Genomic DNA, 26,960 nt, shown 5'->3' on the forward strand with positions numbered 1-26,960 from the left:
CGAAGAGCCGCGCGGCGCGTTGGCTCAGTCACCAGTGACGGCATCGACATGCTTCAGCAATGCACGGACATCGGCCATGTCCATGCCCGCCGCTCCGGACGGCTCTTCCTCGAGGTCGCCCAGCTGCTGGACAGAGGGGTCATCCAGGATCCGTCCCATGAATTCGAGCTTCTCCTCAAGCCTCATCGCCACGACTTCATCGATGGTGCCCTCAACGGCCAGCACGGTGACGCGGGTCCGAGTATCAGGCGCCAGCCCGAGCCGGTGAATACGGTCCAGACTCTGCAGAAACCTCCCCGCCATGAAGTCGCGGTCGATATACACAGCGTCATGGCAGACATGATGCAGGCTGATTCCCTCACCGAGAGTGGCAGGGTTGGACAGCAGTACGTGGCAGTCAGGGTCTTCGCGGAACCGCCTGATCTGCTCCTCCCGGTCAGGGGTACCCCCGTGCACAACGGCCGGCTGATATGCCTCGAAAAGCCTCTCCATCGTCGTGATACTGCGTACGAAGGTTGTCCAGACCAAGGTTTTCCGGCCCATCGCGGCGTTCGTCGCAACGATGTTCAGCGCTTCTTTGTACTTCGGAGAAAGTTCATGCGCGGGAAGGTTCCTCAGGAGTGCATACAGCGTTTCTCCCTGCGGTACGTCAAGTGGCGGAACCTGGTAAGTCAGCGGCTCATATCGACTTCCGCCCTCCACAAGCAAGGCAGGACTGGTAGCTGCCATGAGAAGGCGAAGCATCGCCTTGCCCAGGGCGTCGAAGTCTTCGCGCGACGCCTCGGCCCTCGTGGTGAATCTGCCTACCAGAGCGTCGTACACCTCACGATGCAGCGCCGGCATTTGGAGGCGCCGGATGCGCGTCTCAAACGGAGGCAGCCCCAGCTCCTTCTTCGTCGTCCGCGTGAACAACGGCCTCAGTACCGAACTCGCATAGGAGAGATCGCCACCTGCGACAGCCTGAGTAACCACTCTCCGGCCATGGCCCGGCCAGACAAACGACAGCAAGTTCTCCAGATCACGAGCCCCGTTCGGCGCAGGAGTCCCCGTGAGAATGAGACGCCGCCGGGTCAGTGGCCCCAGCGCCATGCAGGCACCTCCGTATTTTCCCTGAGCCCCCAGCTTCATCCGATGCGCTTCATCAAGAATGATCATTGAAGGCGCCCCCCTCAACCACGTCGCGAGTGAGGCCAGCGACCGGTCGAGACGTTCGTAGTTGACAACCATGATCTCGGCCCTGCCATCGGGGGCCTTCCCCATGACAGCGGTCAGCGGGGGCTCCTTGAAGCACAACTCGCTCTCAGTGAGCCACGCCTCGTACGCGGACTTCGGGCTGACGACCAACAGCCGGCGGACGTCTCCGCGTTCCCGCATGGCGGAGTACACAGCCAGCCCAACCCGGGTTTTTCCAGCTCCGGGAACACTGAAATTCGCCCCGTGCTGCAATGACAGCAGCCGACCGATGTCCCGGCGCTGGAACTCCGTAAGAGGGGCACACCAGGCCGGCCCCAACGCAGCTCCAACGGCCTCCGAGTCCCATGCTGCGTCCGAGCGAGGTGTCTGAAGCTGTTGTTCGGCCCGATCGGCATCATCGAGTACCTCTCCGACCAGGGCACTCAGCTCATCCGTCCAGACGACGGACTCGGGGTGAGGCCAGTCGGCGAGGACGTCGATTCCTACCAAGAAGTCATCAAGCGTCAGCTCAAGGGTGAGCCGGCCGCTCGACCTGCCTCCGGGAAACCTGGCCGCAATCCGGTTCAGGTCACTGCGGCACTGCTCGCTCGCACGCAGCACGGCTTTGGTGCGCGTGACATCAAAGCCGATATGCAAGGACGATTCCGCAGCCACGATGGTCACGCCTGCCCCTGCCGCACCGCGTCGCGCAGCCACTCGACACCCTCGCCGGGTACTTCGATGGCTTGCGTGGTGGCCTGGGCCAGCTTTCTCAGAGTGGCCTTCAGCTTGAGCACAGCCTCGTCCAGAGCCTCCTCATCCAAGCTGCGGGAAGCGCTCGCCAGCACCATGTCGGTGATGCACTGTTCGATGTCCTGGCAGGCATCATTGAGTCGGTCAGGGGCGGCCTGCTTGCGCTTGCGGACACGCGCGTCCTTGCCAGCAGGCTCCAGTGCTTCTTCGACGGCCTTGTGCGCTACTTCGAAGACAGAGGTAGCCGCATCCAGCTGGGCTGACGGGACCTTCTCCTTCGCCCGGACCACCGCCTTCGCGCGAAGCACCGAGTCAGTGAAGGCACGAGCCGCAGCCACCTGGGGCACGTCTGCCTTAACCGCACGGCCGATTCCGGGGATCACGCGCGCGGGCGCCGCGGCGGGAGCCGCCTTAAGTTCGTCCGGCAGTCGGTGTTCGAGGTAGCGGCCACGGAAGTCGGCCTCGATGAGACGGACGTCAGTCTTGGAGAAGTTCATAACGATGGCGGCAAGGCGGTTCTCCTTGAGCAGTTCGGCCTTCTGCGCATCGGCCCTTGCTTCCTTGGCGTAGGCACGGTGAACCTCGCGAAGTCTCTCCTGCGCGTCCTCGAAGTCCAGCAGCCGCAACTGCACACCGCTGGTCGAAGACCTGTCGCTCAGGTCGCGGAGGCAGGACAGCACCCAGAGGTCCTGTTCAGCTGTCGATTCCCGGATGCGGAAATCCCGCGCGACCTCCTTCAGCGGGCGGCCCGATTCCACCTGCTCATCAATTGTCAGCAGCCTGTTGATGTACGAATACGGGCGCCGGGTGTCATGGCGGAGCTGCAGGGAGAGCTCAACCCTGTTGATGTCCGCCCAAGTGCAGGAGTCCGGCAGTACAGCCACCCGGATGTTCTCAACGCCCAGCTCGCGGAGGGCCGCCGCCCTGGTGTTTCCGTTGACCAGAATGCCTTCGCGGGTGATGAGCCCCGGCTCGTTCTGCTTGAAGTCAGCGAGGCTCTGCTTCAGCGCATCGAAGTCCTTGTCCCTCTTTGACGGGTCAGAAGGTTCGGCTTGCAGTAGGTGCTGAAGGTACTCCTGGCTCTCCTCGCTCCACGGGTCCTCATCAAGCCGGCGGTCGAGCTGCGCGTCGTAACTACGCTGAGCCCTGATCCGATGAGTGCCCGGGTTGTAGTAGAGCGAGTTCACCGGCATATCGATGACCTGTACCACCTGCGGTTTGGTGCGCCACTCCACCGTCAGGGTCTCCTGGAGTCCTGCGCCGGCAGCTACGTCGTTGAGACGCTGCTCCACGACCACCCGGTTCTTGGCAGCGTGCGGCGGCAAACCGAAGTCTCCGTCATGCTTGATCACAGTTCGTTCTCCTCTGGTGCGCGAAGGGTCAGACTGGGCTTACGGGTGGGGCTGCCGCCGGCAGCAGCCCCACCCGGCTCTGCGTTCGGAGGTCAGGCGGGAGGCAGACCGAGGGATGCGCGCACCTTGTCGCGCGCCTCCGCCGGCAGCGTGCGAAAGTCCGCCCACAGCCGTTCGACGATGCTGAACTCACGCTCGTCAGCCGCGACCCAGTCCTTGAGGGTCTGCAGCTGCAGTCCGCCGAGCTTCTGGACGCCTCCGAGCACTCCAGCGAGGTCCGCTTCCAGAGTGCGGCCGCCCACGCGGCAGCGATTGCATTCCGCGATGGGCTGTACCGACCAGGTGCCGTTGGGCAGCTTGACCTTCCGGCGGGCGATGTCGATCTGCGCGGTTTCGAAGGTGCCGGAGTAGGTCTGTCCCGGCGTGATCCCACATGACCGGCACCGGTTGCCGTCGCGGGTCAGAATCGCCCGCCGCTGAGTCTCGGTGAGGGCCGCGCTGCTCTTGGTGGCCTTGCCCGGCTCCCAGACAGGCTGTCCCGCCGCAACAAACCGCTGCTCGCTCTGGCCCAGGCTCGCGTCCTCCCGGTGGGTATCGATCTTCCACCCGTAGTCGCGCAGGTCACGGACCCTGCGATCGGCCTGGCTGATGCCAGGGAAGGCGCTCTTCACGTCCTCCTTGGTGAAGGTGCCGCCCTCCTGCACAACGGTCAACAGCCACAGCGCGGCCCTCTTCATCGTGCCGAGCTTCTCGTTCTCCCACGACGGCAAAGTCATCCACAGCCCCCAGCTACGTCAGATGTATGGCAGTCCCGGACGCCAGGCCCCTGGCACCCCTCGCTGACTCCGCCAACTGTTCCTGCTTGACGACCCATCACGCCAGCTTCTGCAAGCTTTCGAGGGGTTATGGAAAATATCTATACGCTGCCGAAAACCGCCCGAGTCGTACAGAATTGGTGATCAACGCTGCACTGACGACGAACGGAAGCCGTGCGTGACGCCGAAGCCGAGGACGTGGAAAGAGCTACCGCCCGGCATCACCGCCGCGCACAGGGCACTAGTGACAGCACTGCGCGAGATCCGGGAGTGCAGCACTCGAACGCAGGCCGACATCGCCAGGGACGCTCACCAGGAGCCGACCACCCTCTCGAACCATCTGAACGCTGGCCGCATCCCTGAGGAGACGCTCCTGCGCGACTTCTACGCTGTCGTGGAAAAGGACGCCTCAGGCAGTGGGCCACTCCCGCACACCTTGGAGTTCCTGCTTGGTCTCCGCCTGCACGCCAAGAAGAAGCACTGCGCATGCTGCTCCGTCGGTTACCCGGCCACGACTGCAGCAGGCACCCAGGCGGAGCCAGAGCAGCCGGCTTCGCGCAGTGTCCGGCAACCTGATCTGATGCGAGCGCGGCGGGTTCGCCGACGTGCGCGGCGGCACAAGTTTGCGACCCCTCAGGGACGGTCTGAGGTGCCGGTCCCCCGGAGCAAGGGGGACCGGCACCTCACAAACGCGGCGGAGCTCACCTGGTCCGAGACCGGAGCGGTGGCCCGCTACCTCGCCGACGGCCGGAATCGGGATGCGGGCTTTCTGCTCTGGCAGGCGGGCATGTCGTACACGGCCGCGGAAATCGTGGTGGCCGTTCACTCCTGCCGCACGGCCGGACTGCACGACGCCGCCGAAGCAATACTGATCAATGCCGCAGAACGGACGGACAGGCAGGCGGTCTTGAACATCGCGGCCGCCCTAGACGACGCCGGCCGGCACGATGACGTCACGTTCATGCTCACTGCAGCGATGCGGGCGGCGGGCTAGTCCCGCCTCTGGCGAGCGACCCTGCCCCACCTCGGACTGCCTCCGCAGACCCCACGAGGACACACAGCACCACCCCCCTGTCTTGGCTGGGTCCCGACCTTACGCCGGTGCTCCGCCAAGGCAGTCTCAGCCCACCACCAGGTGCAGTTGTACGAGTCGGAATAGCCGCAGCTCGCATCCAAGCGCACCCGCAGGGGGCTGTGTGCGACTCGGGCGCGCTTCCGTTCTCAGCGAAGCGAGCCAGCAACACGCGCCGTGAAGGATTCCCAGGCATGCGGAGAGACCGCCAGTGCGGGCTGCCGCGTGTCCTTCGAGTCCCGGACCATCACTGCCCCGGGGCCGAAGGCGATCTCAACACAGTTGTCGCCGCCGCCGCCGCTGTAACTGCTCTTGAACCATGCCAGCTCTACGGTGCTCATTGCTCTCCTCGCATCTGTTCCAACAGGCTCCTCGTGTCCTGATGGCTCAGGGCTTGTGAGCGCATCTTGCCATAGCGCTGAAGCATGTAACTGGCCGCTTTCGCGTCGGTGACGAGCATGCCAGTGCCATGCCCTTCGACATAGCCGGCCCATCGGTGATCAGCAGTTTCCGCGAGGTACATCTCTCCTTCGAAGCCGGCGTGGTCCTCCTGGACAAGGGGCATCACCTGGATTTCCACGTTGCGGCTACGTCCCACGAGGAGTAGGTGATCAATGAGTGCCTTGGTCACCGTGGCACCGCCCAAGCGCCGCTCAAGCAGAGCCTGTTCGATGATGAAGCTGAACGAAGTGTTCGGACGGTCGATGAGCAGTCGCTGCCGGGCAAGTCGCGCCGCCACCTGGTGCTCGGACTGCTCCTGTGTGAGCGGGGGAAGATGGCGTTCGAAGAGCGCATGAATGTATGGCTCGGGCTGCAGCAACCCAGGAATGACGCGGCACTCGTAGGCGTACAGCGAGGACGTGTCCTCCTCGACGGCCGCCCACTGCAAGAACCACGACGCCAGCCCAACCTTCCGCGTCAGGCTCTTGGCCGCCGCCGCCAGCACTCGTGCCGCCGCCGCCCCCAGCACCTCCTCCGAGCGTTCCAGCAAGTCCCTCGGCGGGAATCGCTTGCCCTGCTCGATCTTGGCGATGTACGCCGCCGAGTACTGCACCAGCGGCGCGAACTGCTCCTGGGTCAGGTGCGCTTCGTCGCGCAGGGCCTTGAGCACCGCCCCGAACGTCTTGAGGCTGTCGGACGACTCCGGCTCGCCGCACTGTCCCCCGCCGCCGTTGTCCGAAGCCATGCCCTGCCGCCTCTCCGCTGCGCTGTACCCGCGTGCGGGACCACCCGTACCGCGTGCCGCCAAGAGTTACGTACAGTGACGCCCCCGGTCCAGTGCGTGAACCAGTACAAGCCGATCTGTATCGGTGCCGTGCCTGCCCTCCGGCCTCGTGCGCCTCCAGGCTTGGCCCATGCCAGCCCCTGACACCCAGTCGCCCGTCGCCCCGCGCGTGTTCGTCCAGCGCTTCTCCGCCACCCGTCGCGGAGCGCGCCTCGCGCGCCTGCTCGCCGCGCTTCAGCTCGTCGAGTGGGGGCTGCCCCACGGGACGGACGACCACGACGCCGTCACCATCGTCGTCGCCGAGCTCGCCGCGAACGCGGTACTGCACGGCCGGGCGCCCGGCAGGGACTTCGCCCTGCTCCTCCGTCGCGAGGACGACCGGGGCGTGATCCGTGTCGAGGTGTCCGACACCCATCCCGCCCGGCCCGCCCGCGTCGAGCCGGCCTCCGACGCGGAACACGGCCGCGGGCTGGTCCTCGTCGACGCTCTCGCCGCCCGATGGGGCGTCCACGACCGCCTCGGTCCGGGCAAGACGGTATGGGCGGAGTGCGCGCGGTCTCCGGTGTCTTCGCCCGCTCAGCGGTCAGTGGTCAGCGGCTCGACATGATCGCTCGCTGTTAAATTTGAACGTTTTGGTGGGGTGGGGTGGCTGTCGCAGGCGGCCGGCCAAAGGGGGAGGCATGGGCAAGCGCAAGATCCAGGATGAGGCCGAGGTGATCCGGTGGTTCGAGGAAGGCCGGACCTACCAGTGGATGATCGACGAGTACCGGCGCAAGTACGGCATCGACACCGTCTCTTCCATGTGGGGGAACTTCAGGAACAGGAGAGGGCTCGAACGCCGCATCACCCGTGACGACGACCTCATTCCCTGGTTCGTCAAGGTCGAGCACCGCCAGCAGTATCCGCTGGTCATGCTGAGGGCAGAGGCCCGGCGCCGGGACGGACGCGAGCTGACCGAGAGCAGCCGCACTCGTCTGGACAGCTGGCGCAGGATGCTCGCGCAGGAGGATGTCGTGGTGCACTACGACCCCGAGACCGCTGACGGCTTCTCCTACGTCCCGCGACGAGCCGGAGACCATGACCTCATCCGGCAGCCCGCGAGGAAGACCACGGCTCGGCGCCGGTCCGGTTGACACTCCCGCTTCCGGCGGTACGCGGACGGATCACCGGGCTTCGGGCTCCGGGTACGGGTCCGGCTCCGGGTCGACGCTGCTGCGACCAGAACCCGGCCCGCAGACACACGTAGGCTCCCCGTTCCATGAACGTACTCATCTCCGTCGACATGGAAGGCGTCTCGGGGCTCGTCCATCCCTCCGAGACCAACCCCGGCCGCCAGGACTACGAGCGGGGCCGGGCGCTGATGACCGCCGAGGCCAACGCCGTCGTCGCCGGTGTCCTGGACGCCGAGCCCACGGCGGACATCCTGGTTGCCGACGCGCACGGGACCTTCCGCAATATTCTGCCGGACCAACTGGACCGGCGGGCACGCCTGGTGCGAGGCAAACCGCGCCCGATGGGCATGCTCGCCGGACTCGACGCCGACACCGACGCCGTGCTGCTCGTGGGCTATCACGCCCGTGCGGGCGCCGGGCCGGGCGTGCTGGCGCACACCATGAGCGACGACATCCTGGATGTCCGCGTGGCGGGGCGTTCCCTGGGGGAGATAGGCCTCAACGCCGCTCTGGCCGGGCACCTGGGCGTGCCGGTCGTGCTGCTCAGCGGTGACGACGCCGCCTGCGCGGAGTTCGAGGAGCTCGTCCCCGCCGCGGTCACCGTGGCGGTCAAGGAAGCGCTCGCCGCGGCTGCCGCCGTCACCCTGCACCCCGAGGAGGCCCGTGCGCGCCTTCGCGCAGGCGCGGCCGAGGCCATCGGCCGGCGTGCGGGCGTCGCACCGCTCGCCCTGTCCGGGCCGCCACTCGCTGTCGAAGTGGACCTGTACAGCCCCGTGTCCGTCGACCTCGCCCTGCTGATTCCGGGCGTCGCACGCGCCGGGGGTGGCCGTACGGTCACCTTCGCCGCCGCCGACTTCGCCGAGGCGTACCGGCTGGTGCTGCTGCTCGTACAGCTCGCCTCGATCAAGCCCGCGTAGACGGCTGGTCCCGGCCTCGGGCGGCAGTAGCCTGCCGGCGCCCGCCGACGGGAGCGGGGGTCCCAGTGGAAGGATTCCGTGCCGGTCCAGGGTGTCCAGGGTCGTCGCCCCCGGCCGGGGGCCCTTCACAGCCAGCCGTGCTCCCGGGCGATGCGGGCCGCGACGTGTCGGTTCTCCGCGCCCAGTTTCATGGCGGCGGCCGAGAGGTAGTTGCGGACGGTTCCGCTGGACAGGGAGGCGCGGGCGGCGATGTCCGCGACCGGCGCGCCGTCCTCGGCGTACGAGAGGAGTTCCGCCTCCCGGGGCGTCAGTGGTGACTCTCCCGCGGCGATGGCGTCGGCCGCGAGTTCCTGGTCGATGTAGCGGCCGCCGTCGTGGACGGTGCGGATGATCTGGGCCAGGTCGTGCGCGGACACCGTCTTGGGGACGAAGCCGCGCACCCCCACGCTCAGCGCGCGCTTCAGGGCTCCTGCCCGGGCGTGGCTGGTGACGATCATCGCGGCGCACCCGGGAACGGAGTCACGCAACTGTGCGGCGACCCCCACACCGTCGAGGCCGGGCATCTGGAGGTCGAGTACGGCGACGTCGGGGCGGTGCGCGCTGGCCATGGCCAGGGCCTCGTCGCCCGTCCCGGCCTGGGCGACGACGCGGATGTCGTCCTCCAGGGTGAGGAGGGAGGCGAGTGCGCCCCGGATGAGGTGCTCGTCGTCCGCGAGCAGGACCGTGATCATGCGCCGTCCTCCCAGGGAACGCGTGCGGTGAGGCGGAAGTGTCCGCCGGGTTCCTGTGCGGTGGTCAGGGTGCCGCCCAGCCCGGCCAGGCGTTCCTTCAGCCCGGTCAGTCCTGTCCCCCCGCCGGGCGGCGTCCCGGCCGCGCCGTCGTTCTCCATCACCAGCAGCGCCTCGGCCGGGCCCGCCGTGCGCAGTGACATGGTGCAGGTGGACGCGCCCTGTGCGTGGCGGAGCACGTTCGTCGTCCCCTCGCGCACCACCCAGCCGAGAGCCGACTGCACGTCGGCGGGCAGGCGGGCCGCCGGTCCGTACTCGATGCGGCAGTCGATGCCCGCGGCCTCCAGGACGGAGCGTGCTCCGGCGAGTTCGGTGTGCAGGTCGGCGGTGCGGTAGCCGCGCACGACCGAGCGGATCTCCCGCTGCGAATCCCGGGCGATGCGCTGCACCTCCACCATGTGCTCGACGGCCTCGGGCCGGCCGCGCCGCGCCAGTTGGGCCGCCAGTTCGCTCGTGAGCGCCACCACGGCGAGGTTGCGGCCCAGTACGTCGTGCAGGTCCCGGCCGAAGCGCAGTCGTTCCTCGGCGACGGCCAGGCGTGCCTGCGTCTCACGTGCGGCGGCCAGTTGCTCGACCAGCCGGACGCTCCAGCCGGAGGCCCGGGACGCGACGGCCATGAACGGGACCATGGCCACGCAGGCACCGATGACGAAGGCCAGCGGAACTCCCCTCATCCCCGCCACGGCGGTCCCCGCCAGCGACGCCACCGAGACGGCGGCCACGAGGGCCGCTCCCGCGCGGAGCGGCAGCGCCAGCACGGGCGGCCCGGCGTAGAACATCAGCAGCCACACCGTGTAGGCCGTCAGGTCGCCGTCGTCGACGCGGCCCGACGCCGTCAGCGCGCATCCCAGAGCGGCCATGGCCACGGTCACGGCCGTGAACAGCACGACGAGCCGGACGGGCCGGGGGCCGGCGGTGAGGTAGTGGGACAGGGCGGCACGCCAGAGGGAGAACTGGATGACGGCGTGGGCCACGCCCAGCACGGCCACGGTCGCCAGTACGGGTGCGCCGGCGTCCGTCCGCGCCGTCCAGGCCGTCCACAGACCCAGCTCGCAGACGGCGAGGAAGCCGACGCTGCCGACCGCGTACCTGCGGTACCGGGCGGGGCCGTCCGGGCCGCCGAGCCGTTCCACCCAGTCCTCCACGCTCGCGCTCATGGTCTCCCCCTTCCCCGTCCGCCGGCCGTCGTACTCCAGGGCGCGGGCCCCGGCGGACCACCCGCCGGGTGAAGGCACGGGCCCTGGTGCGCAGCGCTCAGTGGCGCGGGCTCCAGCGGAACCACTGCCGCACGCCGAGGGCCGCCGCACCGGCCCACGCCAGGGCGACGAGCAGGGCGCGGACCTGGTCCACGCCGCCGAGGTCGCCCGTCCAGCCGCCGCGCAGGAGGTCCATCACCGGGGAGAAGGGCAGCCAGGCGCTGGCTCCGGCCACCGCGTCCGGCAGGACCTCGCGCGGAAGGAAGAGTCCGGATCCGGCCATGCTCACCAACAGGAACGGCATGAACGTCAGTTGCGCGCTCTCCGCCGTACGGGTGAAGGCGGCCGTCAGCGCGGCCCCGGCCACGAGCAGCGCCACACCCGCCGCCAGGGCGAGGAGCACCAGGTGCGGGGCCGCCGGTGCCGGTGCGTCCAGGACCACGGTCAGGCCGACGGCCAGCAGGACGCACTGCACCAGCGCCAGCACCACGGCGGGCAGCGCGCCGCCGGCGAGGATCTCCACGTCACGCACTTCGCCCGTCCGCAGCCGCTTGAGTACCAGGCTCTCGCGGCGTGTGACGTACACGCCGACGAGGTTCGTGTAGATCGAGAAGAACAGGGCCATGGCCAGGGTCCCCGGCACCAGTACGGTCGCCATCGACAGGCCGGTGCCCCCCAGGTCGAGGCCCTTGACCAGACCGCGCATCGAGACGGCCATGACGGCCGGCAGGGCGACCGCGGTGAAGAGGGCCGCCCTGCTGCGCAGGAGCAGGGTCAGTTCCGCGCGGCCGAGGGCGGCCATGCGGGAGGCGGGACCGCGCCGCACGGGCCCGGTGGTGGTCGACGGCCGGTTGGGGGCGGTGGTCGTCATCGTCCGGACTCCTTGTCGTCGAGGCTCTTGGCGATCTCCATGAAGGCCTCTTCCAGTGATGCGGACCGGGCGTCGAGGGCGTGCAGGGTGACGCCCGTGTGCCGCGCCCAGGTGAGCAGCTCGGTTGCGGTGCGCTGTAGGTCCCGGGTCTCCAGCAGCACCGTCCGTCCCTCGGTCGAGTGCCGGGTCACGCCCATCGGCGGGAGGGGCGGCAGTTCACCGAGGAAGCGGTCCTCGGGCAGCCGGAAGCTGATCCGGGAGGGCCGTTCGGCCACCACGTCGGCCACCCGCCCGGTCGTGGCGATCAGCCCCTTGTGCATGATCGCCAGCCGGTCGGCCAGCTGTTCGGCTTCCTCCAGGTAGTGCGTGGTGAGCAGCACGGTCGTGCCCTGGTCCTTCAGTTGGCGGATGAGGTCCCAGGTGTCGCGGCGGGACTGGGCGTCCAGGCCGGTCGTCGGCTCGTCGAGGAACAGCACCTCGGGCCGTCCTAGCAGGGCCAGCGCGAGGTCGAGGCGGCGGCGTTCGCCGCCGGAGAGCTGCTTGACCCTCACCTTGCGCCGGTCGGACAGGGAGGTCAGCGCGAGGGCCTCGCCGGGGGGACGGGCCCCGCTCGTGCACCCCGCCCACATCTGTACGGTCTCCATGACCGTCAGCTCCGGTGGGAAGCCGCCTTCCTGGAGCATCACACCGATGCGGTGCCGTACGGCGGACCGGTCGCGGAACGGGTCGCGGCCGAGCACCCGGACGGTGCCGCCGGTCGGGAGCGCCTGTCCCTCCAGGAGTTCGAGGGTGGAGGTCTTGCCGGCACCATTGGTGCCCAGCAGGGCGAACAGTTCACCGCGGGCGACCGTGAAGTCGATGCCGCGCACGGCGTCGAAGTCCTGGTAGCTCCGTTTCAGGCCGACGGTTTCGATGACTGTGTTCATGCATTCCACACTCCCGGCCGCACACGGCGGACGGCAGTGCGCTCTGTCATCGGGTTGATATGACGCCTGTAATACGGACCCGTGACATACGGCACCCTCCCGGGCGGCGGCTCCGGGAGGCGCGGGGCACAGGCGCCGGCGTCGCCGGTCCCCCGGCCGTCCGGTCGCCCAGCCGCCCGGTCGTGAACGCGGAAATCCCCGCTCGCAATTGCGGAGCGGGGATTTCCTCACGTATATTGGGTGCTTCTGTGTGCCCACAGAAAAGGCCCCTCACCGGGGGCCACTAAGCAACACCATATCCGGCAGGGAGCGATTTTGTCAACTCGCGAAAACGTCGAATTGCAGAAGGAGCAGCAATTCATCGACCGGCTCTACGACCGTGTCGACACACTGCGCGGGGTCACCGCTCAGCACGTCGAGGACGCGTTGACGCCCGTCGGGAACGGCCTGCAGGCCCGTCACGAGCGTGATGTGCTCGTGGCCGAGCGCTCCGGTCTGCTGGCGGCCCTGAACGCGGTGGACGGCTCGCTGTGCTTCGGCCGCATCGATCTCCACGACGGCGCCGCGCACCACATCGGCCGTATCGGAATTCGTGAGGACGACACCGAACACACGCCCCTCCTGATCGACTGGCGGGCACCGGTCGCCCGCCCCTTCTATCTCGCCACCGGACACACGCCCATGGGTCTGCGCCGGCGCCGGCACATCACCACCGAGGGCCGCACGGTGACGGAGCTGCACGACGAGATCCTCGACCTGGGGGACCGCGAGCGGAGCGGCTTCGAGGACCCGAGCGGTGACGCCGTGCTCCTCGCCGCGCTGAGCTCCGCCCGCACCGGCCGCATGGGTGACATCGTGCGGACCATCCAGGCGGAGCAGGACCGCATCATCCGCGCCCCGCACCGTGGCGTCCTCGTCGTCGAGGGCGGCCCCGGCACCGGGAAGACGGCGGTCGCCCTGCACCGGGCGGCCTTCCTGCTGTACGAGCACCGTGAGCTGCTGGCCAAGCGCGCGGTCCTGGTCGTGGGCCCCAACCCGGCCTTCCTCCGCTACATCGGCGAGGTGCTGCCCGCCCTCGGCGAGACCGGCGTCATGCTCGCCACCCAGGCCGAGCTGTTCCCCGGCGTCCACGCCCACGGCACGGACACCCCGCGCGCGGCGGCGGTCAAGGGCCGAGCGGGCATGGCCGAGGCGCTCGCCCTCGCGGTGCGCGACCGGCAGGCCCTGCCGGAGCCCGGCGCGCCGGTGGTCGTCCCGCACGACGACGGTGACCTCGTCCTGGACTGGGAGATCGCCTACGAGGCCCGGCAGGCGGCCCGCGAGACCCGTCTGCCGCACAACCTCGCCCGGCCCTACTTCACGTTCCACGTCATCGACGCCCTGACCGCACAGCTCACCGAGCGGATCGGGGCGGACCCGTACGGCGGCCCGAACTTCCTGGGCCCGGACGACGTCGCGCAACTGGGCAAGAGCGTCGCCGCGAGCGAGGAGGTGCACGCCGCCGTCGGGGCGCTGTGGCCGCTGCTCACCCCCGAGGAGTTCCTCGCCGACTACCTGGCGGAGCCGGTGTACGTACCGGACGAGGACGCGGAGGCCATCCGGCGCGCCCCGGGTGACGGGGAATGGACCCCGGCCGACGTCCCGCTCCTCGACGAGGCGGCCGAGCTGCTCGGATCCGACGACAGCGCCGAGCGGGCCGCCGCCGAGGCGGAGCGACAGGAGCGGGTCGCCTACGCGCAGGGCGTCCTGGAGCTGTCCCGGGGGTCCGAGTCGTACGAGTTCGAGGACGAGGAGTCCGAGTTCCTGGCCGCCCACGACATCATCGACGCCGAGCGGATGGCGGAGCGGCAGGAGGAGGCCGACCACCGGAGTGCGGCGGAGCGGGCCGCGGCCGACCGGACCTGGGCGTTCGGGCACATCATCGTCGACGAGGCGCAGGAGCTGTCACCGATGGCGTGGCGGCTGCTGATGCGCCGGTCGCCGACCCGCTCGCTGACCCTGGTCGGTGACCCGGCGCAGACGTCCGAGGAGGCGGGTGTCGGCTCGTGGGACCGGATCCTGGAACCGTACGTCGGCGACCGCTTCGAGCACGTGCGGCTGAAGGTCAACTACCGCACGCCCGCCGAGATCATGGAGCTGGCGGCCGGGGTCGTGCGGGCTGAGGACCCGTCGTTCGAACCGCCCGGTTCGGTGCGTTCCACCGGTGAGACGCCGTGGACGCGGGATGCCGGAGCGGATCTGGCGGGCGCGGTGGCGCGGGCCGTCGAGGAGCTGACACCCGAGGAGGGCCGGCTGGCGGTGATCGCGCCGCGTGAGCTGCACGAGGAGATCGCGGCTCCGCTCGACGGGGTCACCGCGGGCGCCGAACCCGATCTCACGCACCCCGTCGTGCTGCTCGGCCCGCGCGAGGCCAAGGGGCTGGAGTTCGACCATGTGCTGGTCGTGGAGCCCGGGAGGTTCGGGACGAGTGACCTGTACGTGGCGCTGACCCGCGCCACGCAGCGGCTGGGCATCGTCCACCGGGAGGAGCTGCCGGTGTCGCTGCGCGAGGACCGCCGCACCGGGTGACCGGAATCCGGTGCTCCTCACAGGCGTACGTGTCCCCCGCGCACCCGCCGGTGCGCGGGGGACACGTCCGGCGGGTCAGTCGCAGAAGTGGCCCCACGAGTTGTCGGGACGCCAGGTCTTCTCGCCGGTGGACGCGCCCGTCCAGCTGAACGTCGCCACGACGCCGAAGGTCGACTTCGGCCAGCTGCACGGGTCGACGGTGGTGGTCCCGGCCAGGTCCTCGGTGTCGTGCCAGCCGTCGCCGTCCTTCGCGGTCCTCATCGTCACCCAGCCGTTGCCGCTGAAGCGCTGGAGCTTCACCTCGGTGACCTTGACCTGGTAGCTGCCGCCACCGGCGACGTCGGTGATCTTCGCCCGCGCCCGGTAGGTGTCGGCGGTCTCGTCCCACCAGACGGTGGCACAACGCTTGACCTGGGTGCCGTAGCACTCCCACGCACTGTCCGCGGACGCCGGTGCGGGAGCGAGCACGATCGACGCGCCGAGCGTCCCCGCGACCAACGCGCCGATGGTGGTGGACCGGCCTGCACGCTTGAGCCCCATGAACATCCTCCCGTTGGGGTCGGTGATTGCGGGAACCGTATCCATCGCCGTGCGACAGCTGGACAGACATGCGAGGCGGTTGCGCCGCTGTGACAAAGTCAGAATCCCGTCCCTCTTCCCGGGCGCCCTCGCCCCGGCGCTCGGCGCTCGGGTCCCGGGACCCGAGCGCCGAGCCCGGCCGGTTCACACGTCCGGGGGACGGAATCGGGGCTTCCACCCGACGCCCGAGCTTCGGGACCCGGGCGCCGGGACCCGAGGGCCGGGATCCGAGCGGTGCCTGTCAACCGGTGGGAAAAGAAGGGGGTCGGGGAAACCTCCCCGCCCTCCCCGACCCGTCACGGCCAGCAAGTATGACTAATCGTGACCAGCTTGCGGCGGAGCGTGGCGACTGCTTACGGTGCGGGAACCGAACGACCCCGACGCGGTGTTGTCGCACCAGGCCGGGGTCTCACCGCAAGATCGACAAGGACCGATCCCGTGGCTATCCAGCACAGTAGCTCCGCCCCGCGCACCCCCGCATCCTCGCGCCCGTACCCGATGGCCAGGCCCGGTTACGGCAAGCGCTCCATGCCTGATCAACGTCCGCGCAGGGGCGACGACTTCGCCCTGCTTCCCGCCCGCGAGCGGTACATCGCCGGTTTCATCGACCAGCTGCCCGACGGCGCGTCGATGGACGTCAAGAGCCTCGCCAGGCAACTGCCGCTGTACGGCCAGCAGGCCGTCGGTTCGGCCCTGCGGGCGCTGGCCACCGCCGGACACCTGCGGCGCGTACGGTGCCTCGTCGGCGAGCCGGGCCAAGTGCGTTGGGTGTCACGGACGTTCTGGTCACGCACCGCCCGCGACAACGAGTGGTGGGCCGCCACCGAGTCCGCCCCGGCAGCCGACGCCCCCGCCACCACACCCCCGCCGTCCTGGGTCCCGACGGAGGACCCCGCGCCGGGGCTCACCGGGCCGTCCGCTCCGCCGCCCGCCACGGCGCAGCCCGCGCCTGCCGCGCCTGCCGCCGCCGTGCCCCGGCAGCGGACCCCGGATCCCGGCGCCCCGTCCGCCGCCTACCTCGCGCTGGCCGGGCTGGGCCGCGTCGACTGCCGCCTGCCCCTGTCCGCCGCCGACTGCGCGGCCCTGGAGGGCCTGGCCACCGAGTGGTTCGCACGCGGCGTGGACGCCGCCTACCTCACGCGGGCCCTCACGACCGGGCTCCCGGCCCGAGTCGACTCCCCCGTCGGTCTGGTACGCCGCCGCCTCACGGCCAAGCTCCCGCCGCACGTTCCCACCGCCCCGACACCGCCCCCGCCGGACACGCTCGTGCACCGCGTGATGCTGGAGTGCACCAAGTGCGGCACCCCCGGCCGCCCGGACGCCCTGCCCGACGGTCTGTGCCGTCCGTGCCGTCAGCCCGGCGAGGGCGCCACACCTGCGGCCCCCGTCGGACTGCCCGGCGAACAGGAGGTCCGGACGTTCGTCGCCGGGCTCAGGAATCTGCTCAAGTCCCCCTGACCGGCGACGCGTCGCCTGCCCGGTGGATCAGGCGTACGCGTTCACGCTGACCGGGCGGGTGCCCGTGTACGGCGTCCACCCCTGGAGGGTGGCGGGCAGGCCCACGCGGCTGTTGCAGTCGATCACCTGGAAGTGCAGATGCGGTGCGGTGGAGGCGCCGGTGCTGCCCGAGTGGCCGACGATCCGGCCCTGCGGGACCCAGTCACCCGGCTCGTAGAACGACTGGTTCAGGTGCGCGTAGTGGGTGCACTGCCCGTTCGAGTGCCGGATGAGGACCTCGATGCCGTTCTGCCAGTACGGCGACCAGTTGGAGTAGACGATGGTGCCCGCCTGTGCGGCGGACACCTCGTAGTTGGCGGGGAGTCCGAAGTCCCACGCGTACTCGTTGTACGGGCCGGTGTGCGAGTACGTACCCTCCGGCCCCTGGGTGACCGTGTAGGCCTCCCCCGCCGGATACGGCAGCTCGTAGTAGTAGTCCACGGCAGCGGCCGGAGACGCCCCCGTCATCGTGACGCCCACCGCCGCCAGCAGTGCGCTCGCCCCTACGGCCAGCCGCCGCAGAACCCTCTTGTTCCCGCCCATACGCCGTCTCCGTTCGTGTGTCACGAGCTTCGGACTCCGCATCCCGCCAGGGCGGGAGAAGTGCAAGGATCCGGCCCCGGCTCCCCCTCCGGCAAGGGCCCCAGGGCCCGCCGCCGGGTCGGTCGTCGTCCCGCCCGACGGGCCCCCCTACTGGGTCGCAGGGCCCTTGACGGGACGACGGCCGGGCCCAGGCCCGGAGGCTCGCACGCCGGGCCCTCCCACCGGGAGAACACCGCGGGCGCAGCGTCGTGCCCTCAGCGGACGACGTCGAACACGTTCTTCTGGAGGCCGTTGGCATAGGCCTCGTGCTCGACCAGCTTCAGCTTCTGGGTGTCCTTGTCGGTGCTGCTGAAGAGTCGCTTGCCCGCCCCGAGGAGCAGGGGGAAGACGAGCAGGTGGTAGCGGTCGATGAGGCCCGCGTCGGAGAGGCCCTGATTGAGGGCCGCGCTGCCGTGGACGATGATCGGGCCGCCCTCGGTGTCCTTCAGCGCGGCCACAGCGTCGAGTGAGCGGAGGATGGTGGTCTCGCCCCAGTTCTCGACGAGGTCGTCGTCGCCGAGTGTGGTGGAGACGACGTACTTCGGCATCAGCTTGTAGGCGGCGAAGTCCTCCATGCCGGGCCACGCGGCGCTGAAGGCCTCGTAGCTGGTGCGGCCCAACAGCATGGCGGTGGCCTCCTCCTGCTCCCGCCCCTTGATCTCGAACGCCTCGGGGAGGAACTCGACGTCCTTGAAGGTCCACCCGGAGTTCCGGTAACCCGGCTCACCTCCCGGCGCTTCCATGACGCCGTCGAACGAGATGAAGGCGGTGCTGATCAGAGTGCGCATCGTGTATTCCCCGAGTCTCAGGTTCCGTCACCGGCGGTTGGGTCGGTGCATGGTACGGGCCGCTCCCGCGCCCGTGCTGCCCCGACGTGATGTCAGACCGCCGGCCACCGCGAAACTCATCGGCCGGCGCCGCCCGCCCCACCCCACCGCATCGGGCACAGGATGTCGGGTCGGGCAGGCTGGGTCCTTCCTAACGTGGGAGACGAAAAGGAAGGAGTCCGGAATGCTGGACCGGCTGAACCAGGCCATGGAGCACATCGAGTCCCACCTCGACGAGCCGATCGAGGCTGCTGCTCTCGCTCGCGTCGCGATGACGTCGGAATACCACTTCCGGCGGATGTTCTCCGCGCTGGCGGGCCTCCCGCTGTCGGAGTACATCCGGCGCAGGCGGCTGACCGTGGCGGGCGCCGAAGTGCTCGCCGGTGAGCGGACGCTGCTGGACATCGCGACACGCTACGGCTACGGCTCGGGCGAGGCCTTCGCCCGTGCGTTCCGCACCATGCACGGTGTCGGACCGGGCGAGGCCCGGCGCACGGGTGCGGCGCTGCACTCCCAGCAACGGATGTCCTTCCGCCTCATCATCGAAGGGAACGGCAGCATGCGATACAGGATCGTGGACAAGGACGCCTTCCGCGTGGCCGGCAGGATGGCACGCGTACCGCTCGTCCACGAAGGGGCGAATCCGGCGATCGCCGACTTCATCCGGGGCCTCGCCCCCGACACCGTGCGGCGCATCGCCGCACTGTCCGACCAGGAGCCGGCGGGGATCGTCCAGGTCAGCGACCGGCTCGACCCGAGCCGGGCGGAGGGGACCGAACTCGACTACTACCACGGGGTGGTGACGGGCGCCGACGTGCCCGAGGACATGGACGCCCTGGACGTCCCGGCGGGCACGTGGGCCGTCTTCGAGAACTCCGGCCCCTTCCCGCAGGCACTCCAGTACCTGTGGCGGGACGTGTTCACCCAGTGGTTCCCGTCTAACCCGTACGAGAGCAGGCCGGGGCCCGAGATCCTGAGCGTGCGGCTGTCCGAGGACGGAGCACAGGCGGACGCGGCGCTGTGGATCCCGGTGGAACGCTCCGCCGCCTGAGAGGTGCGCGCCCCGGGGAGGGCGGGGCGCGCGCCCTACCGGGTGCCGCCCAGCCTGTCCTGGATCCAGGCGAGGCCGAAGTCCACGACCTCACCGGCCTCGAACAGATGGCTGTCGGCCGCGCCGACCCTGCCCCGGAGGCCGATCCCGGTGGCCAGCATGTCCCGGACGATCGTCTCGAAGGGATCCTGGCCCTCGGGCGTGACGGAGGAGTAGTCGAAGGCCCCGTCCGACGAGTCGATGTCGCGGAAGCGGCGCCAGACGCGCTGCCCGCCCTCCAGGACCGGCTGCTCGTACTCCACGAAGCGCTTGCCCGGCACATCGGCGAGCGCCTCCGCGTGGTGCAGGAGGGTGAGGGTCTCCAACGGCGCGCCCAGCATCAGCACCCGCCCGCCCAGGGCGACGAGCCGGCCCAGCGGACTGCCGGGACCGTGCGGGTCGTCCCACGGGTGGCCGTCCGTCAGCGCGACGGCCTCCGCCCCGAGCGCGGCGAGACTCACGTCGGGGTGCCGGCTGCGGACGGCCCCCGGCCACCGGCGCAGCGCCTCGGGGAGGCGGCCGTTGTCGTGGTCCGCCTCGCTCAGCACCGGGTCGTAGGCGGGATGCCCGGTCCGCACGGCGTCCTGCCAGGGCTGCGGCCAGTCGGTGAAGTCGTACGGCGGGGCGTCGTTCCAGCCGCAGGTCACCATCAGGGTCCCCCGCTCCCCCACGACGTCCAGGAGGGCGCCGATGAGGGCCGGGGGGCCGCCGGCCACGTAGCCGATGGCGGACATCCTGGTGTGGAACATCACGGTGTCGCCCTCGCGGAGACCGAGCGCGGTCAGGTCGCGGACGAGCCGGCCACGGGTGACGGGGCCGTCGGCGCGAGCGAGCAGGGCGGCCTGGTCCAGGGGCGGTTCGTCCATGGCAACGACGCTACCGCTCACGTCCGGACCGCGGGGCGGCAGTCATCGCGAGAGCCGGTGAGTCATCCGATGAGTGCGCGGGCAGGGGACGGCACCGGCCGGTGCGCCGCCGCCGGCCCGCCCCGGCTCCGCACCGTTCACAGGGATTCCACAGACTCCGGGAACCGCGCCGCGTGCTCCGCCCGTCCTCACGCCCGAACCACCGCGCGGGTCACAGTGAGTACCACGCGGAACACGTCACGCATCCAAGGAGCAGCATGACCGCCCACGGCAGTACGCGACCCCGGAACGACCGCTCGGGAAGCACCGGTTCCCCGGCCGCGCGCAGCACACGCGCGGTCCTCCGGGACTGCGCGAAGGGTCTTCTGGTGGTCACGATCGCGCTGGGGGCCGCCACGGCGTGCGGTCCGCTGTCGGACAGCGGCGGCGGATCGTCGAAGAGAGGCGGGGGTTCGTCGGGCGGCGGCGGCAGCCAGGAGGCCAGGGACTGGAAGGTCGGCGACTGCGCGGGGCCGGACACGAGCCAGTCGAAGGACGGCTTCCAGGGGCTCGACTGCGACGACCCCAAGGCGACGATCAAGGCGCTCGCGGTCAAGGACGGCGAGATATTCGCCGGAGCGGTCGAATGCCCCGCCGGAACCGACGAGATCATCTCGGTGAAGGTGTCCTTCGGCGGGAACGCCGCCAGCAGCGGCATCCCCAGCAAGACGATCTGCGGGCGCAACCTCTCCGGCGACCACCCCGGGGACGCGGGCGCGGGCGGCGGGCAGCTCGTGGTCGGTGACTGCGTGGACGACCAGGCGAAGGAAGTGGCCTGCGCGACCGGCGGCGGGAACAAGGTCCTCGCCCTGACCAAGACCGCCGAGGAGTGCCCGGCGAACGCGGACAACCCGATCGAGCTCTTCCCGAGCCCCGGCCGCCCGTACGACGCGATCTGCACCAGCAAGGCCTGACGCGGCGCCGGCCGGTCCCGGCGGGACGACGGACGGGCCCCCACCCACGGGTGGGGGCCCGTCCGTCGTCCGCTGCGGGCGGGCCCCCGGCGCTGCGCCCTGCCGGAGCCTGCGCGGAACCCCGCGGCGTGAGCGCCGCACGGGGCGGCGCCCGGAGCGCGCCGCGCGGACAGGGCGCCAAGTGTGCGCGAAGTCTTGACGTGCCCCTGGCGAGGTGGCTTCATGGGAGCGCTCCCATGTCATCCGATGTCTGTGTTCCGGCACCCACCTTGGAGTCCTAGTGAGATCAGCACCGCATACGGCACGGACCACCCCCTTAACCGCCCTGCTGAAGAGCCTGGCCGTCCTTCTCGGCGTAGCCTTGCTGGGCGCGTTCGGCCCGGCGACGGCGCAGGCCGGGCCCGCCCGGCCGGACGCCGCGGCCCCCGGCCTCCACATCAGCGACGGCCGGCTGCTCGAAGGCAACGGCAACGACTTCATCATGCGCGGCGTCAATCACGCGCACACCTGGTACCCCGGGGAGACGCAGTCGCTGGCCGACATCAAGGCCTTCGGCGCGAACACCGTCCGCGTCGTCCTCTCCGACGGCCACCGCTGGACGAGGAACGGCCCCGACGAAGTCGCGGGCATCGTCGACGACTGCAAGGCCAACCGGCTGATCTGCGTACTGGAGGTGCACGACACCACCGGATACGGCGAGGACGCCGCTGCCGGCACCCTCGACCACGCCGCCGACTACTGGATCAGCCTCAAGGGCGTCCTCGCCGGCGAAGAGGACTACGTCATCATCAACATCGGCAACGAGCCCTGGGGCAACACCGACCCCGCCGGCTGGACCGCGCCGACGACCGCCGCCGTCCAGAAGCTGCGCGGCGCCGGATTCGCCCACACGATCATGGTGGACGCGCCCAACTGGGGCCAGGACTGGCAGGGCGTCATGCGCGCCAACGCCCAGGCCGTGTACGACGCCGACACCACGGGCAACCTGATCTTCTCGATCCACATGTACAGCGTCTACAGCACGGCCCAGGCGGTCACCGACTACCTGAACGCCTTCGTCGACGCCGGACTGCCGCTCCTCATCGGCGAGTTCGGCGGACCGGCCGACCAGTGGGGCGACCCGGACGAGGACACGATGATGGCCGCGGCGGAGCAGCTCGGCCTCGGATATCTGGCGTGGTCCTGGAGCGGCAACACCGACCCCGTCCTCGACCTGGCCATCGACTTCGACCCGAGCCGACTGAGCTCCTGGGGCGAGCGCATCTTCCACGGCGCCGACGGCATCGCCCAGACCTCCGAGGAGGCCACCGTCTTCGCCGACGGCGGCGACCCGGACGACACCCAGGCCCCCACCGCCCCCGGCACCCCGACCGCCTCCGCGGTGACGGCCACCTCCGCCACCCTGTCCTGGCCCGCGTCCTCGGACAACGTTGCCATCGCCGGTTACGACGTCGTGCGGGTCAGCGGCGGCACCGAGACCGCCGCCGCGTCCTCCACCACCACCGGCGTCACCGTGACCGGCCTCACCGCGGACACCGCGTACGTGTTCGCGGTCTACGCCCGCGACGCGGCCGGCAACCGCTCGGCCCGGTCGGCCACGGTGAGCGTCACCACCGACGGGAGCGGTCCCACGCCGGGCGTGGGCTGCTCCGTCGGATACCGGGTCGTCGGCGAATGGCCCGGCGGCTTCCAGGGCGAGATCACCATCCGCAACACCGGCGCCGCCACCATCAACGGCTGGAACCTCGGCTTCTCCTTCGCCGACGGCCAGACCGTCTCCAACATGTGGGGCGGTACCCCGACGCAGACCGGCGCGAAGGTCGGCGTCTCCCCTGCCGGATACACGGCGTCGATCGCCGCGAACGGCTCGGTCACGCTCGGCTTCACCGGCACCAGGAGCACCACCAACACGGCCCCGACGGCCTTCACGCTCAACGGCAACGCCTGCACGACGGCCTGACCCGGCCGTAGCACCGGCCGGCAGGGGCGCCCGCCCCTGCCGGCCGGTGTCCGCCACTCCCGCGATCAAGCCCCCTGGCGGCCCGACAGGCCCGAATGTTTTCGAAGCTTTCGGAGCATTGACCGAAATTTATCGGAGCGACTAGCCTGCCGCTCGGATCCCCGAGGCCGGTGAAGTCACCGCCCTGGCACGTGGGTTCACCCCGCTTCCCCCACCCAGCCAGAGGGAGCACCACCGTGGTCCGGAGATCTACGACCCTCAGCCTGTTCGCCGCAGCCGCGCTCACCGCCGCCGTCGTCACCCCCGCGCTCGGCGCCGGGGACGGCCACGGTCCGGGCAGCTCGCCCGCGCCGGGCGAGCGCGACGCCCGCTGGGTGAGCACCTGGACGTCCATGCCGCAGCTGACGGAGCCGGGCAACATGCCCCCCGCGCCGTTCACCCAGGAGGACTCGGTCCTGACGGACGCCACACTGCGCCAGACCGTCCACGTCTCCGCGGGCGGCGCACACATACGACTGCGGTTCTCGAACGCTTTCGGCGGCGCCGCACTGCCGATCACCAAGGTGTCCGTGGCCCTGCCACTCGGGGGCAGGGCGGGAACCAGCGCGGTGCGGGCGGGCACCACGCGGCCCGTCACCTTCCAGGGCCGCCCGTCGGTGTCGGTCCCGGCCGGCGCCCAGGCGGTGTCCGACCCGCTGGACTTCCACCTCGCCCCGGGTTCCGACCTCACGGCGACGGCGTACCTGGCGACCGGCCAGGCCTCCACCTCCATCACCTCGCACCCCGGGTCGCGTACGACGTCCTATCTGCGGGCCGGGGACCACGTCACCGACGCGGACCTGCCCGGGGCGACGCCCACCGACCACTGGTACTTCCTCAGTGGTGTCGAGGTCTGGTCCAGAAGCACCACCTCGGCGGCCGTCGTGCTCGGCGACTCGCTGACGGACGGCCGGGGCTCCACCACCAACATGAACGACCGCTGGCCCGACCTGCTGCACGCACGGCTGCGGTCGGGTGCCGCCACGTCGAAGGCCGCCGTCGTCAACCAGGCGGCCGGCGGGAACCGGCTGCTGAACGACGGCCTGGGCCCCAACGGCCTGGCCCGGCTCGACCGTGACGTCCTGGCGCAGAGCGGCGTGGACTGGCTGGTCGTCTTCGAGGGCGTCAACGACATCGGCACGGCCGAAGCCACTCCCGCCGCGCAGAAGCAGGTCGCGGCCGACGTCATCGCCGCGTACGAACAGATCATCACCCGGGCCCACACCCAGGGCATCCGCGTCTACGGGGCCACTCTGACCCCGATCGGCGGCAACACGGGGTACGACGACCCGGACGGCTACCGCGAGCAGGCCCGGCAGACCGTCAACACCTGGATCCGGACGAGCGGGCGCTTCGACAGCGTGGTCGACTTCGACCGGGCCGTCCGCGATCCGCGGGCGCCCCGGCAGCTCCGGGCCGAGCTGGACACCGGCGACCACCTCCACCTCAACCCCGCGGGTTACCGGGCCATGGCCGACGCCGTCCCCGCCCGCCTCTTCCGGCAGGCCCCGCTCCCCAAGGGCTTCGGCTACAACTGACCCCCGGGGTGTCCGCGGGCCCGGCGGCGCGTCTGCTGACAGGCTGCGTCCATGGCCTCCCTGCCCCGGATCGCGCCCATGCTCGCCACTCCCGGCCGCCTGCCGCCCGCCGCCGTCGACGAGCAGTGGGCGTACGAGGTGAAGCAGGACGGCCAGCGGGCCATGGCCTATCTGCCGGGGGACGGCTCACTGGAGCTGCTGGCCAGGTCCGGGGCCGTCATCACCCCCGCGTATCCGGATCTGGCCGCCCTCGGACCGGCGCTCGGCGGCGTACCGGCCGTGCTGGACGGCGAGATCGTCGCGCTGGACGAGCAGGGGCGCAGCGACTTCCAGCGGCTGCAGTCGCGGATGGGGCTCTCCGGATCGCCCGCGAAGGCCGCCCGCATGGCGCAGCGGGTGCCGGCCCACCTGGTGCTGTTCGACGCCGTGTTCCTGCGCGACCGGAGCCTCGTGACGATGCCCTACTCCGAGCGGCGGGCGGCGCTGGAGGGGCTGGGGCTGAACGGGCCGCGCTGGTCGACGCCCTCGGTGGTCGTCGGGCACGGCGAGGAGGCCCTGGCCATGACACGGGAGGCCGGGCTGGAGGGCGTGATCGCGAAGCGGCTGAGCTCGGTGTACGAGCCGGGGGTCCGCGCCCGTACGTGGATCAAGATCCGTCACGCCCGCACGGTGGACGTGATCGTCGGCGGCTGGGTGCCCGGACGCGGACGGCTGGGCGGCCTGCCGGGGGCACTGCTGGTCGGCGAGCGGCAACCGGACGGCGGCCTGCGCTACGCGGGCAGCGTCGGTACGGGGTGGAGCGACGCCGAGCGGACCAGGCTCGCCGGACTGCTCCAGGTCGCCGCCGTCGACACGTGCCCCTTCGATCGGACGCCACCGGTGGCCGGTGCCCGCTGGGTGCTGCCACGGCTGGTCGGCGAGGTGCGGTACTCGACGCGGACGAAGGCGGGGCGGCTGCGCCAGCCCTCCTGGCACCGGCTGCGCCCGGACCTCGCGCCGGACGACCTCACGACGGACGCCCCGGCCCCTGACGGGCCGGCCCCGGGCTCCCCGGCCCCGGACGATGCCGGGTGACACCCCGGGAGCGGCGTGCGCCCCGGGTGTCAACGGCATCCGCCCGGGAGGGCGGTGGAGCCGGGAGACCGGTGGGGCTCAGGAGGCGGTCCGCTTCTTCGCGGCCGTCTTCCGGGCCGGCTGCTTCCCGGCCGACTGCTTCTTGGCCGCCGCCGTCCCGGACTCCGTCTTCTTCGCGGCCGGAGCCTTCTTCCGGGCGCGGGGCTTGCCCGGCGTCATCTCGTGCACGGTCGCGTCCTCGCCCCGCGTCTCCTTGGCCGCCTTCACCGACGCGTTCAGCGCGGCCATCAGGTCCATGACCTTGCCCGGCTCCTCCTCCCCTTCCCCCGCCGCCGCCGGGAGCGCCTTGCCCTCGGACTTGGCCGCGAGCAGTTCCTCCAGGGCCTCCCGGTAGCGGTCACGGAAGCCGGAGATGTCGTCCAGGGCCATGCTGTCGGTGAGCTGCACGGCGCGTTCGACCTCGTCCTCGTCCAGCTCGGTCTCCCGGGGGGCGAGGGACTCGGGGCTGCGGATCTCGTCCGGCCAGTGCATGGAGTGCAGGACGATCGCGTCCTCCCGCACCCGCAGCAGTCCGAGCCGCTCGCGGTTGTGCCAGGCGAACTTCGCCACGGCGACCTTGTCGCTGCGCTCCAGCGCCTTCCGCAGCAGGGCGTACGGCTTCGCCGCGACCTGGCCGTCGACCGCGAGGTAGTAGCTGTCGCTGATCCGTACGGGGTCGATGCTGTCGGCTTCGACGAACGCGACGATCTCGATGGCCTTCGCCGTGGGCAGCGGCATCCGGTCGAGTTCCTCGTCCGTGACGGGCACGGTCCGGTCCTTGGCGACCTCGTACCCCTTGCCGATCTCCTCCTGGGAGAGGACCTCGCCATCGATCTCGCACACCTTGCGGGTCCGGATCCGGCCCATGTCCTCCCGGTGGTACTGGTGGAAGGAGATCGAGTGGTTCTCGGTGGCGGACACCACCTTGATCGGGATCGTGACCAGCCCGAAGCTGATCGCTCCTGTCCACAGGGGCCGCGGCATCCGTACCTCCAGACCCCCCTGACGGCTTGGCCGGGAGGCGGACCGGAGCGCCTGGAAGGGAGAACCGGCCCGAGGGGGCCGAGGCGCGGACCGGGCCACCGCCC

25 protein-coding genes are annotated in these 26,960 nt (G+C 70.6%); 11 read left to right on the forward strand and 14 right to left on the reverse strand.

The features are described from left to right. Positions 1-24: 24 nt before the first annotated feature. From ACHFIV_RS27520 to ACHFIV_RS27530, 3 genes are all read right to left on the reverse strand, one after another. Complete coding sequence (locus ACHFIV_RS27520; RefSeq protein WP_398974839.1) at positions 25-1,848, reverse strand: DEAD/DEAH box helicase; 1,824 nt, start codon at positions 1,846-1,848, stop codon at positions 25-27. Between the two features lie 5 nt (positions 1,849-1,853). Further along, positions 1,854-3,278, reverse strand: coding sequence for a transcriptional regulator (locus tag ACHFIV_RS27525; protein ID WP_398974449.1), 1,425 nt, complete (start codon positions 3,276-3,278; stop codon positions 1,854-1,856). A 92-nt stretch (positions 3,279-3,370) separates the two neighbouring features. Beyond that, a complete protein-coding gene (locus ACHFIV_RS27530) occupies positions 3,371-4,054 on the reverse strand; it encodes a hypothetical protein (protein WP_398974452.1) in 684 nt (227 codons plus the stop codon). Positions 4,055-4,271: 217 nt separating this feature from the next. Between ACHFIV_RS27530 and ACHFIV_RS27535 the strand changes: the two genes are divergently transcribed. Continuing rightward, a complete protein-coding gene (locus ACHFIV_RS27535) occupies positions 4,272-5,087 on the forward strand; it encodes a hypothetical protein (protein WP_398974454.1) in 816 nt (271 codons plus the stop codon). Positions 5,088-5,314: 227 nt separating this feature from the next. Here ACHFIV_RS27535 and ACHFIV_RS27540 read toward each other — a convergent pair whose 3' ends face one another. Then, on the reverse strand, positions 5,315-5,506 hold the full coding sequence (locus ACHFIV_RS27540; protein WP_398974456.1) for a DUF397 domain-containing protein: 192 nt from the start codon (positions 5,504-5,506) through the stop codon (positions 5,315-5,317). Next, positions 5,503-6,351 (reverse strand): helix-turn-helix domain-containing protein, encoded by an 849-nt coding sequence (locus ACHFIV_RS27545; protein ID WP_398974459.1) that lies wholly within the window; start codon positions 6,349-6,351, stop codon positions 5,503-5,505. Before ACHFIV_RS27545 ends, ACHFIV_RS27540 begins: the two co-directional genes overlap by 4 nt. A 169-nt stretch (positions 6,352-6,520) precedes the next feature. Between ACHFIV_RS27545 and ACHFIV_RS27550 the strand changes: the two genes are divergently transcribed. The 3 genes from ACHFIV_RS27550 to ACHFIV_RS27560 all read left to right on the forward strand — a co-directional run bounded on the left by ACHFIV_RS27550 (position 6,521) and on the right by ACHFIV_RS27560 (position 8,479). Then, entirely contained in the window at positions 6,521-6,997 is a 477-nt protein-coding gene (locus ACHFIV_RS27550; protein WP_398974461.1) for an ATP-binding protein, read from the forward strand. A 73-nt stretch (positions 6,998-7,070) separates the two neighbouring features. Further along, positions 7,071-7,523: a hypothetical protein gene (locus tag ACHFIV_RS27555; protein ID WP_398974463.1), complete on the forward strand. Its 453-nt coding sequence runs from the start codon at positions 7,071-7,073 to the stop codon at positions 7,521-7,523. Between the two features lie 125 nt (positions 7,524-7,648). Further along, positions 7,649-8,479, forward strand: coding sequence for a M55 family metallopeptidase (locus tag ACHFIV_RS27560; RefSeq protein WP_398974466.1), 831 nt, complete (start codon positions 7,649-7,651; stop codon positions 8,477-8,479). Between the two features lie 125 nt (positions 8,480-8,604). Here ACHFIV_RS27560 and ACHFIV_RS27565 read toward each other — a convergent pair whose 3' ends face one another. From ACHFIV_RS27565 to ACHFIV_RS27580, 4 genes are all read right to left on the reverse strand, one after another. Next, on the reverse strand, positions 8,605-9,210 hold the full coding sequence (locus ACHFIV_RS27565) for a DNA-binding response regulator (RefSeq protein WP_398974468.1): 606 nt from the start codon (positions 9,208-9,210) through the stop codon (positions 8,605-8,607). Further along, positions 9,207-10,424 carry a sensor histidine kinase gene (locus ACHFIV_RS27570; protein WP_398974471.1) on the reverse strand — a complete coding sequence of 406 codons (1,218 nt, stop codon included), beginning with the start codon at positions 10,422-10,424 and terminating at the stop codon, positions 9,207-9,209. Before ACHFIV_RS27570 ends, ACHFIV_RS27565 begins: the two co-directional genes overlap by 4 nt. Positions 10,425-10,521: 97 nt before the next feature. Next, positions 10,522-11,334: an ABC transporter permease gene (locus ACHFIV_RS27575; protein WP_398974474.1), complete on the reverse strand. Its 813-nt coding sequence runs from the start codon at positions 11,332-11,334 to the stop codon at positions 10,522-10,524. Then, positions 11,331-12,260 carry an ABC transporter ATP-binding protein gene (locus ACHFIV_RS27580; RefSeq protein WP_398974477.1) on the reverse strand — a complete coding sequence of 310 codons (930 nt, stop codon included), beginning with the start codon at positions 12,258-12,260 and terminating at the stop codon, positions 11,331-11,333. The genes ACHFIV_RS27575 and ACHFIV_RS27580 overlap by 4 nt, the downstream gene beginning before the upstream one ends. 339 nt (positions 12,261-12,599) lie before the next feature. Here ACHFIV_RS27580 and ACHFIV_RS27585 point away from each other — a divergent pair, with 339 nt between their 5' ends. After that, positions 12,600-14,828, forward strand: a complete 2,229-nt coding sequence (locus tag ACHFIV_RS27585; RefSeq protein ID WP_398974841.1) for a HelD family protein — start codon at positions 12,600-12,602, stop codon at positions 14,826-14,828. Between the two features lie 75 nt (positions 14,829-14,903). On the opposite strand, the gene ACHFIV_RS27590 is transcribed toward ACHFIV_RS27585, so the two are convergent. Next, a complete protein-coding gene (locus ACHFIV_RS27590; protein WP_398974480.1) occupies positions 14,904-15,368 on the reverse strand; it encodes a hypothetical protein in 465 nt (154 codons plus the stop codon). A 477-nt stretch (positions 15,369-15,845) separates the two neighbouring features. On the opposite strand from ACHFIV_RS27590, the gene ACHFIV_RS27595 reads away from it, so the two are divergent. After that, positions 15,846-16,865, forward strand: a complete 1,020-nt coding sequence (locus ACHFIV_RS27595) for a MarR family transcriptional regulator (RefSeq protein WP_398974482.1) — start codon at positions 15,846-15,848, stop codon at positions 16,863-16,865. A gap of 27 nt (positions 16,866-16,892) precedes the next feature. Here the strand turns inward: ACHFIV_RS27595 and ACHFIV_RS27600 are convergent, their stop codons facing one another. Next, entirely contained in the window at positions 16,893-17,447 is a 555-nt protein-coding gene (locus tag ACHFIV_RS27600) for a M23 family metallopeptidase (protein WP_398974484.1), read from the reverse strand. Positions 17,448-17,701: 254 nt separating this feature from the next. Further along, on the reverse strand, positions 17,702-18,274 hold the full coding sequence (locus ACHFIV_RS27605; protein ID WP_398974486.1) for a dihydrofolate reductase family protein: 573 nt from the start codon (positions 18,272-18,274) through the stop codon (positions 17,702-17,704). 223 nt (positions 18,275-18,497) lie between these two features. On the opposite strand from ACHFIV_RS27605, the gene ACHFIV_RS27610 reads away from it, so the two are divergent. Continuing rightward, positions 18,498-19,364: an AraC family transcriptional regulator gene (locus ACHFIV_RS27610; RefSeq protein ID WP_398974488.1), complete on the forward strand. Its 867-nt coding sequence runs from the start codon at positions 18,498-18,500 to the stop codon at positions 19,362-19,364. Positions 19,365-19,399: 35 nt separating this feature from the next. Here ACHFIV_RS27610 and aac(3) read toward each other — a convergent pair whose 3' ends face one another. Next, positions 19,400-20,254 (reverse strand): aminoglycoside 3-N-acetyltransferase, encoded by an 855-nt coding sequence (gene aac(3) / locus ACHFIV_RS27615; protein WP_398974844.1) that lies wholly within the window; start codon positions 20,252-20,254, stop codon positions 19,400-19,402. A gap of 272 nt (positions 20,255-20,526) precedes the next feature. On the opposite strand from aac(3), the gene ACHFIV_RS27620 reads away from it, so the two are divergent. The 4 genes from ACHFIV_RS27620 to ACHFIV_RS27635 all read left to right on the forward strand — a co-directional run bounded on the left by ACHFIV_RS27620 (position 20,527) and on the right by ACHFIV_RS27635 (position 25,833). Continuing rightward, positions 20,527-21,222, forward strand: coding sequence for a hypothetical protein (locus ACHFIV_RS27620; protein WP_398974490.1), 696 nt, complete (start codon positions 20,527-20,529; stop codon positions 21,220-21,222). A gap of 280 nt (positions 21,223-21,502) precedes the next feature. After that, positions 21,503-23,182, forward strand: coding sequence for a cellulase family glycosylhydrolase (locus ACHFIV_RS27625; RefSeq protein WP_398974493.1), 1,680 nt, complete (start codon positions 21,503-21,505; stop codon positions 23,180-23,182). A gap of 236 nt (positions 23,183-23,418) precedes the next feature. Continuing rightward, positions 23,419-24,759: an SGNH/GDSL hydrolase family protein gene (locus ACHFIV_RS27630; protein ID WP_398974496.1), complete on the forward strand. Its 1,341-nt coding sequence runs from the start codon at positions 23,419-23,421 to the stop codon at positions 24,757-24,759. 51 nt (positions 24,760-24,810) lie between these two features. After that, a complete protein-coding gene (locus ACHFIV_RS27635; protein ID WP_398974498.1) occupies positions 24,811-25,833 on the forward strand; it encodes an ATP-dependent DNA ligase in 1,023 nt (340 codons plus the stop codon). Positions 25,834-25,911: 78 nt separating this feature from the next. Here the strand turns inward: ACHFIV_RS27635 and ku are convergent, their stop codons facing one another. Further along, positions 25,912-26,856: a non-homologous end joining protein Ku gene (gene ku, locus ACHFIV_RS27640; protein ID WP_398974501.1), complete on the reverse strand. Its 945-nt coding sequence runs from the start codon at positions 26,854-26,856 to the stop codon at positions 25,912-25,914. Positions 26,857-26,960: the final 104 nt, after the last annotated feature.

This window comes from Streptomyces sp. ALB3 (assembly GCF_044385685.1).
Classification (GTDB): domain Bacteria; phylum Actinomycetota; class Actinomycetes; order Streptomycetales; family Streptomycetaceae; genus Streptomyces.

Excerpts from the sequence above, each read along its gene's own strand:
- ACHFIV_RS27530 (WP_398974452.1), bottom strand. The coding sequence starts at position 4,054 with ATGACTTTGCCGTCGTGGGAGAACGAGAAGCTCGGCACGATGAAGAGG.
- ACHFIV_RS27540 (WP_398974456.1), bottom strand. The coding sequence starts at position 5,506 with ATGAGCACCGTAGAGCTGGCATGGTTCAAGAGCAGTTACAGCGGCGGC.
- ACHFIV_RS27545 (WP_398974459.1), bottom strand. The coding sequence starts at position 6,351 with ATGGCTTCGGACAACGGCGGCGGGGGACAGTGCGGCGAGCCGGAGTCG.
- ACHFIV_RS27550 (WP_398974461.1), top strand. The coding sequence starts at position 6,521 with ATGCCAGCCCCTGACACCCAGTCGCCCGTCGCCCCGCGCGTGTTCGTC.
- ACHFIV_RS27555 (WP_398974463.1), top strand. The coding sequence starts at position 7,071 with ATGGGCAAGCGCAAGATCCAGGATGAGGCCGAGGTGATCCGGTGGTTC.
- ACHFIV_RS27560 (WP_398974466.1), top strand. The coding sequence starts at position 7,649 with ATGAACGTACTCATCTCCGTCGACATGGAAGGCGTCTCGGGGCTCGTC.
- ACHFIV_RS27565 (WP_398974468.1), bottom strand. The coding sequence starts at position 9,210 with ATGATCACGGTCCTGCTCGCGGACGACGAGCACCTCATCCGGGGCGCA.
- ACHFIV_RS27570 (WP_398974471.1), bottom strand. The coding sequence starts at position 10,424 with ATGAGCGCGAGCGTGGAGGACTGGGTGGAACGGCTCGGCGGCCCGGAC.
- ACHFIV_RS27575 (WP_398974474.1), bottom strand. The coding sequence starts at position 11,334 with ATGACGACCACCGCCCCCAACCGGCCGTCGACCACCACCGGGCCCGTG.
- ACHFIV_RS27580 (WP_398974477.1), bottom strand. The coding sequence starts at position 12,260 with ATGAACACAGTCATCGAAACCGTCGGCCTGAAACGGAGCTACCAGGAC.
- ACHFIV_RS27590 (WP_398974480.1), bottom strand. The coding sequence starts at position 15,368 with ATGGGGCTCAAGCGTGCAGGCCGGTCCACCACCATCGGCGCGTTGGTC.
- ACHFIV_RS27600 (WP_398974484.1), bottom strand. The coding sequence starts at position 17,447 with ATGGGCGGGAACAAGAGGGTTCTGCGGCGGCTGGCCGTAGGGGCGAGC.
- ACHFIV_RS27605 (WP_398974486.1), bottom strand. The coding sequence starts at position 18,274 with ATGCGCACTCTGATCAGCACCGCCTTCATCTCGTTCGACGGCGTCATG.
- ACHFIV_RS27610 (WP_398974488.1), top strand. The coding sequence starts at position 18,498 with ATGCTGGACCGGCTGAACCAGGCCATGGAGCACATCGAGTCCCACCTC.
- ACHFIV_RS27620 (WP_398974490.1), top strand. The coding sequence starts at position 20,527 with ATGACCGCCCACGGCAGTACGCGACCCCGGAACGACCGCTCGGGAAGC.
- ACHFIV_RS27635 (WP_398974498.1), top strand. The coding sequence starts at position 24,811 with ATGGCCTCCCTGCCCCGGATCGCGCCCATGCTCGCCACTCCCGGCCGC.
- ku (WP_398974501.1), bottom strand. The coding sequence starts at position 26,856 with ATGCCGCGGCCCCTGTGGACAGGAGCGATCAGCTTCGGGCTGGTCACG.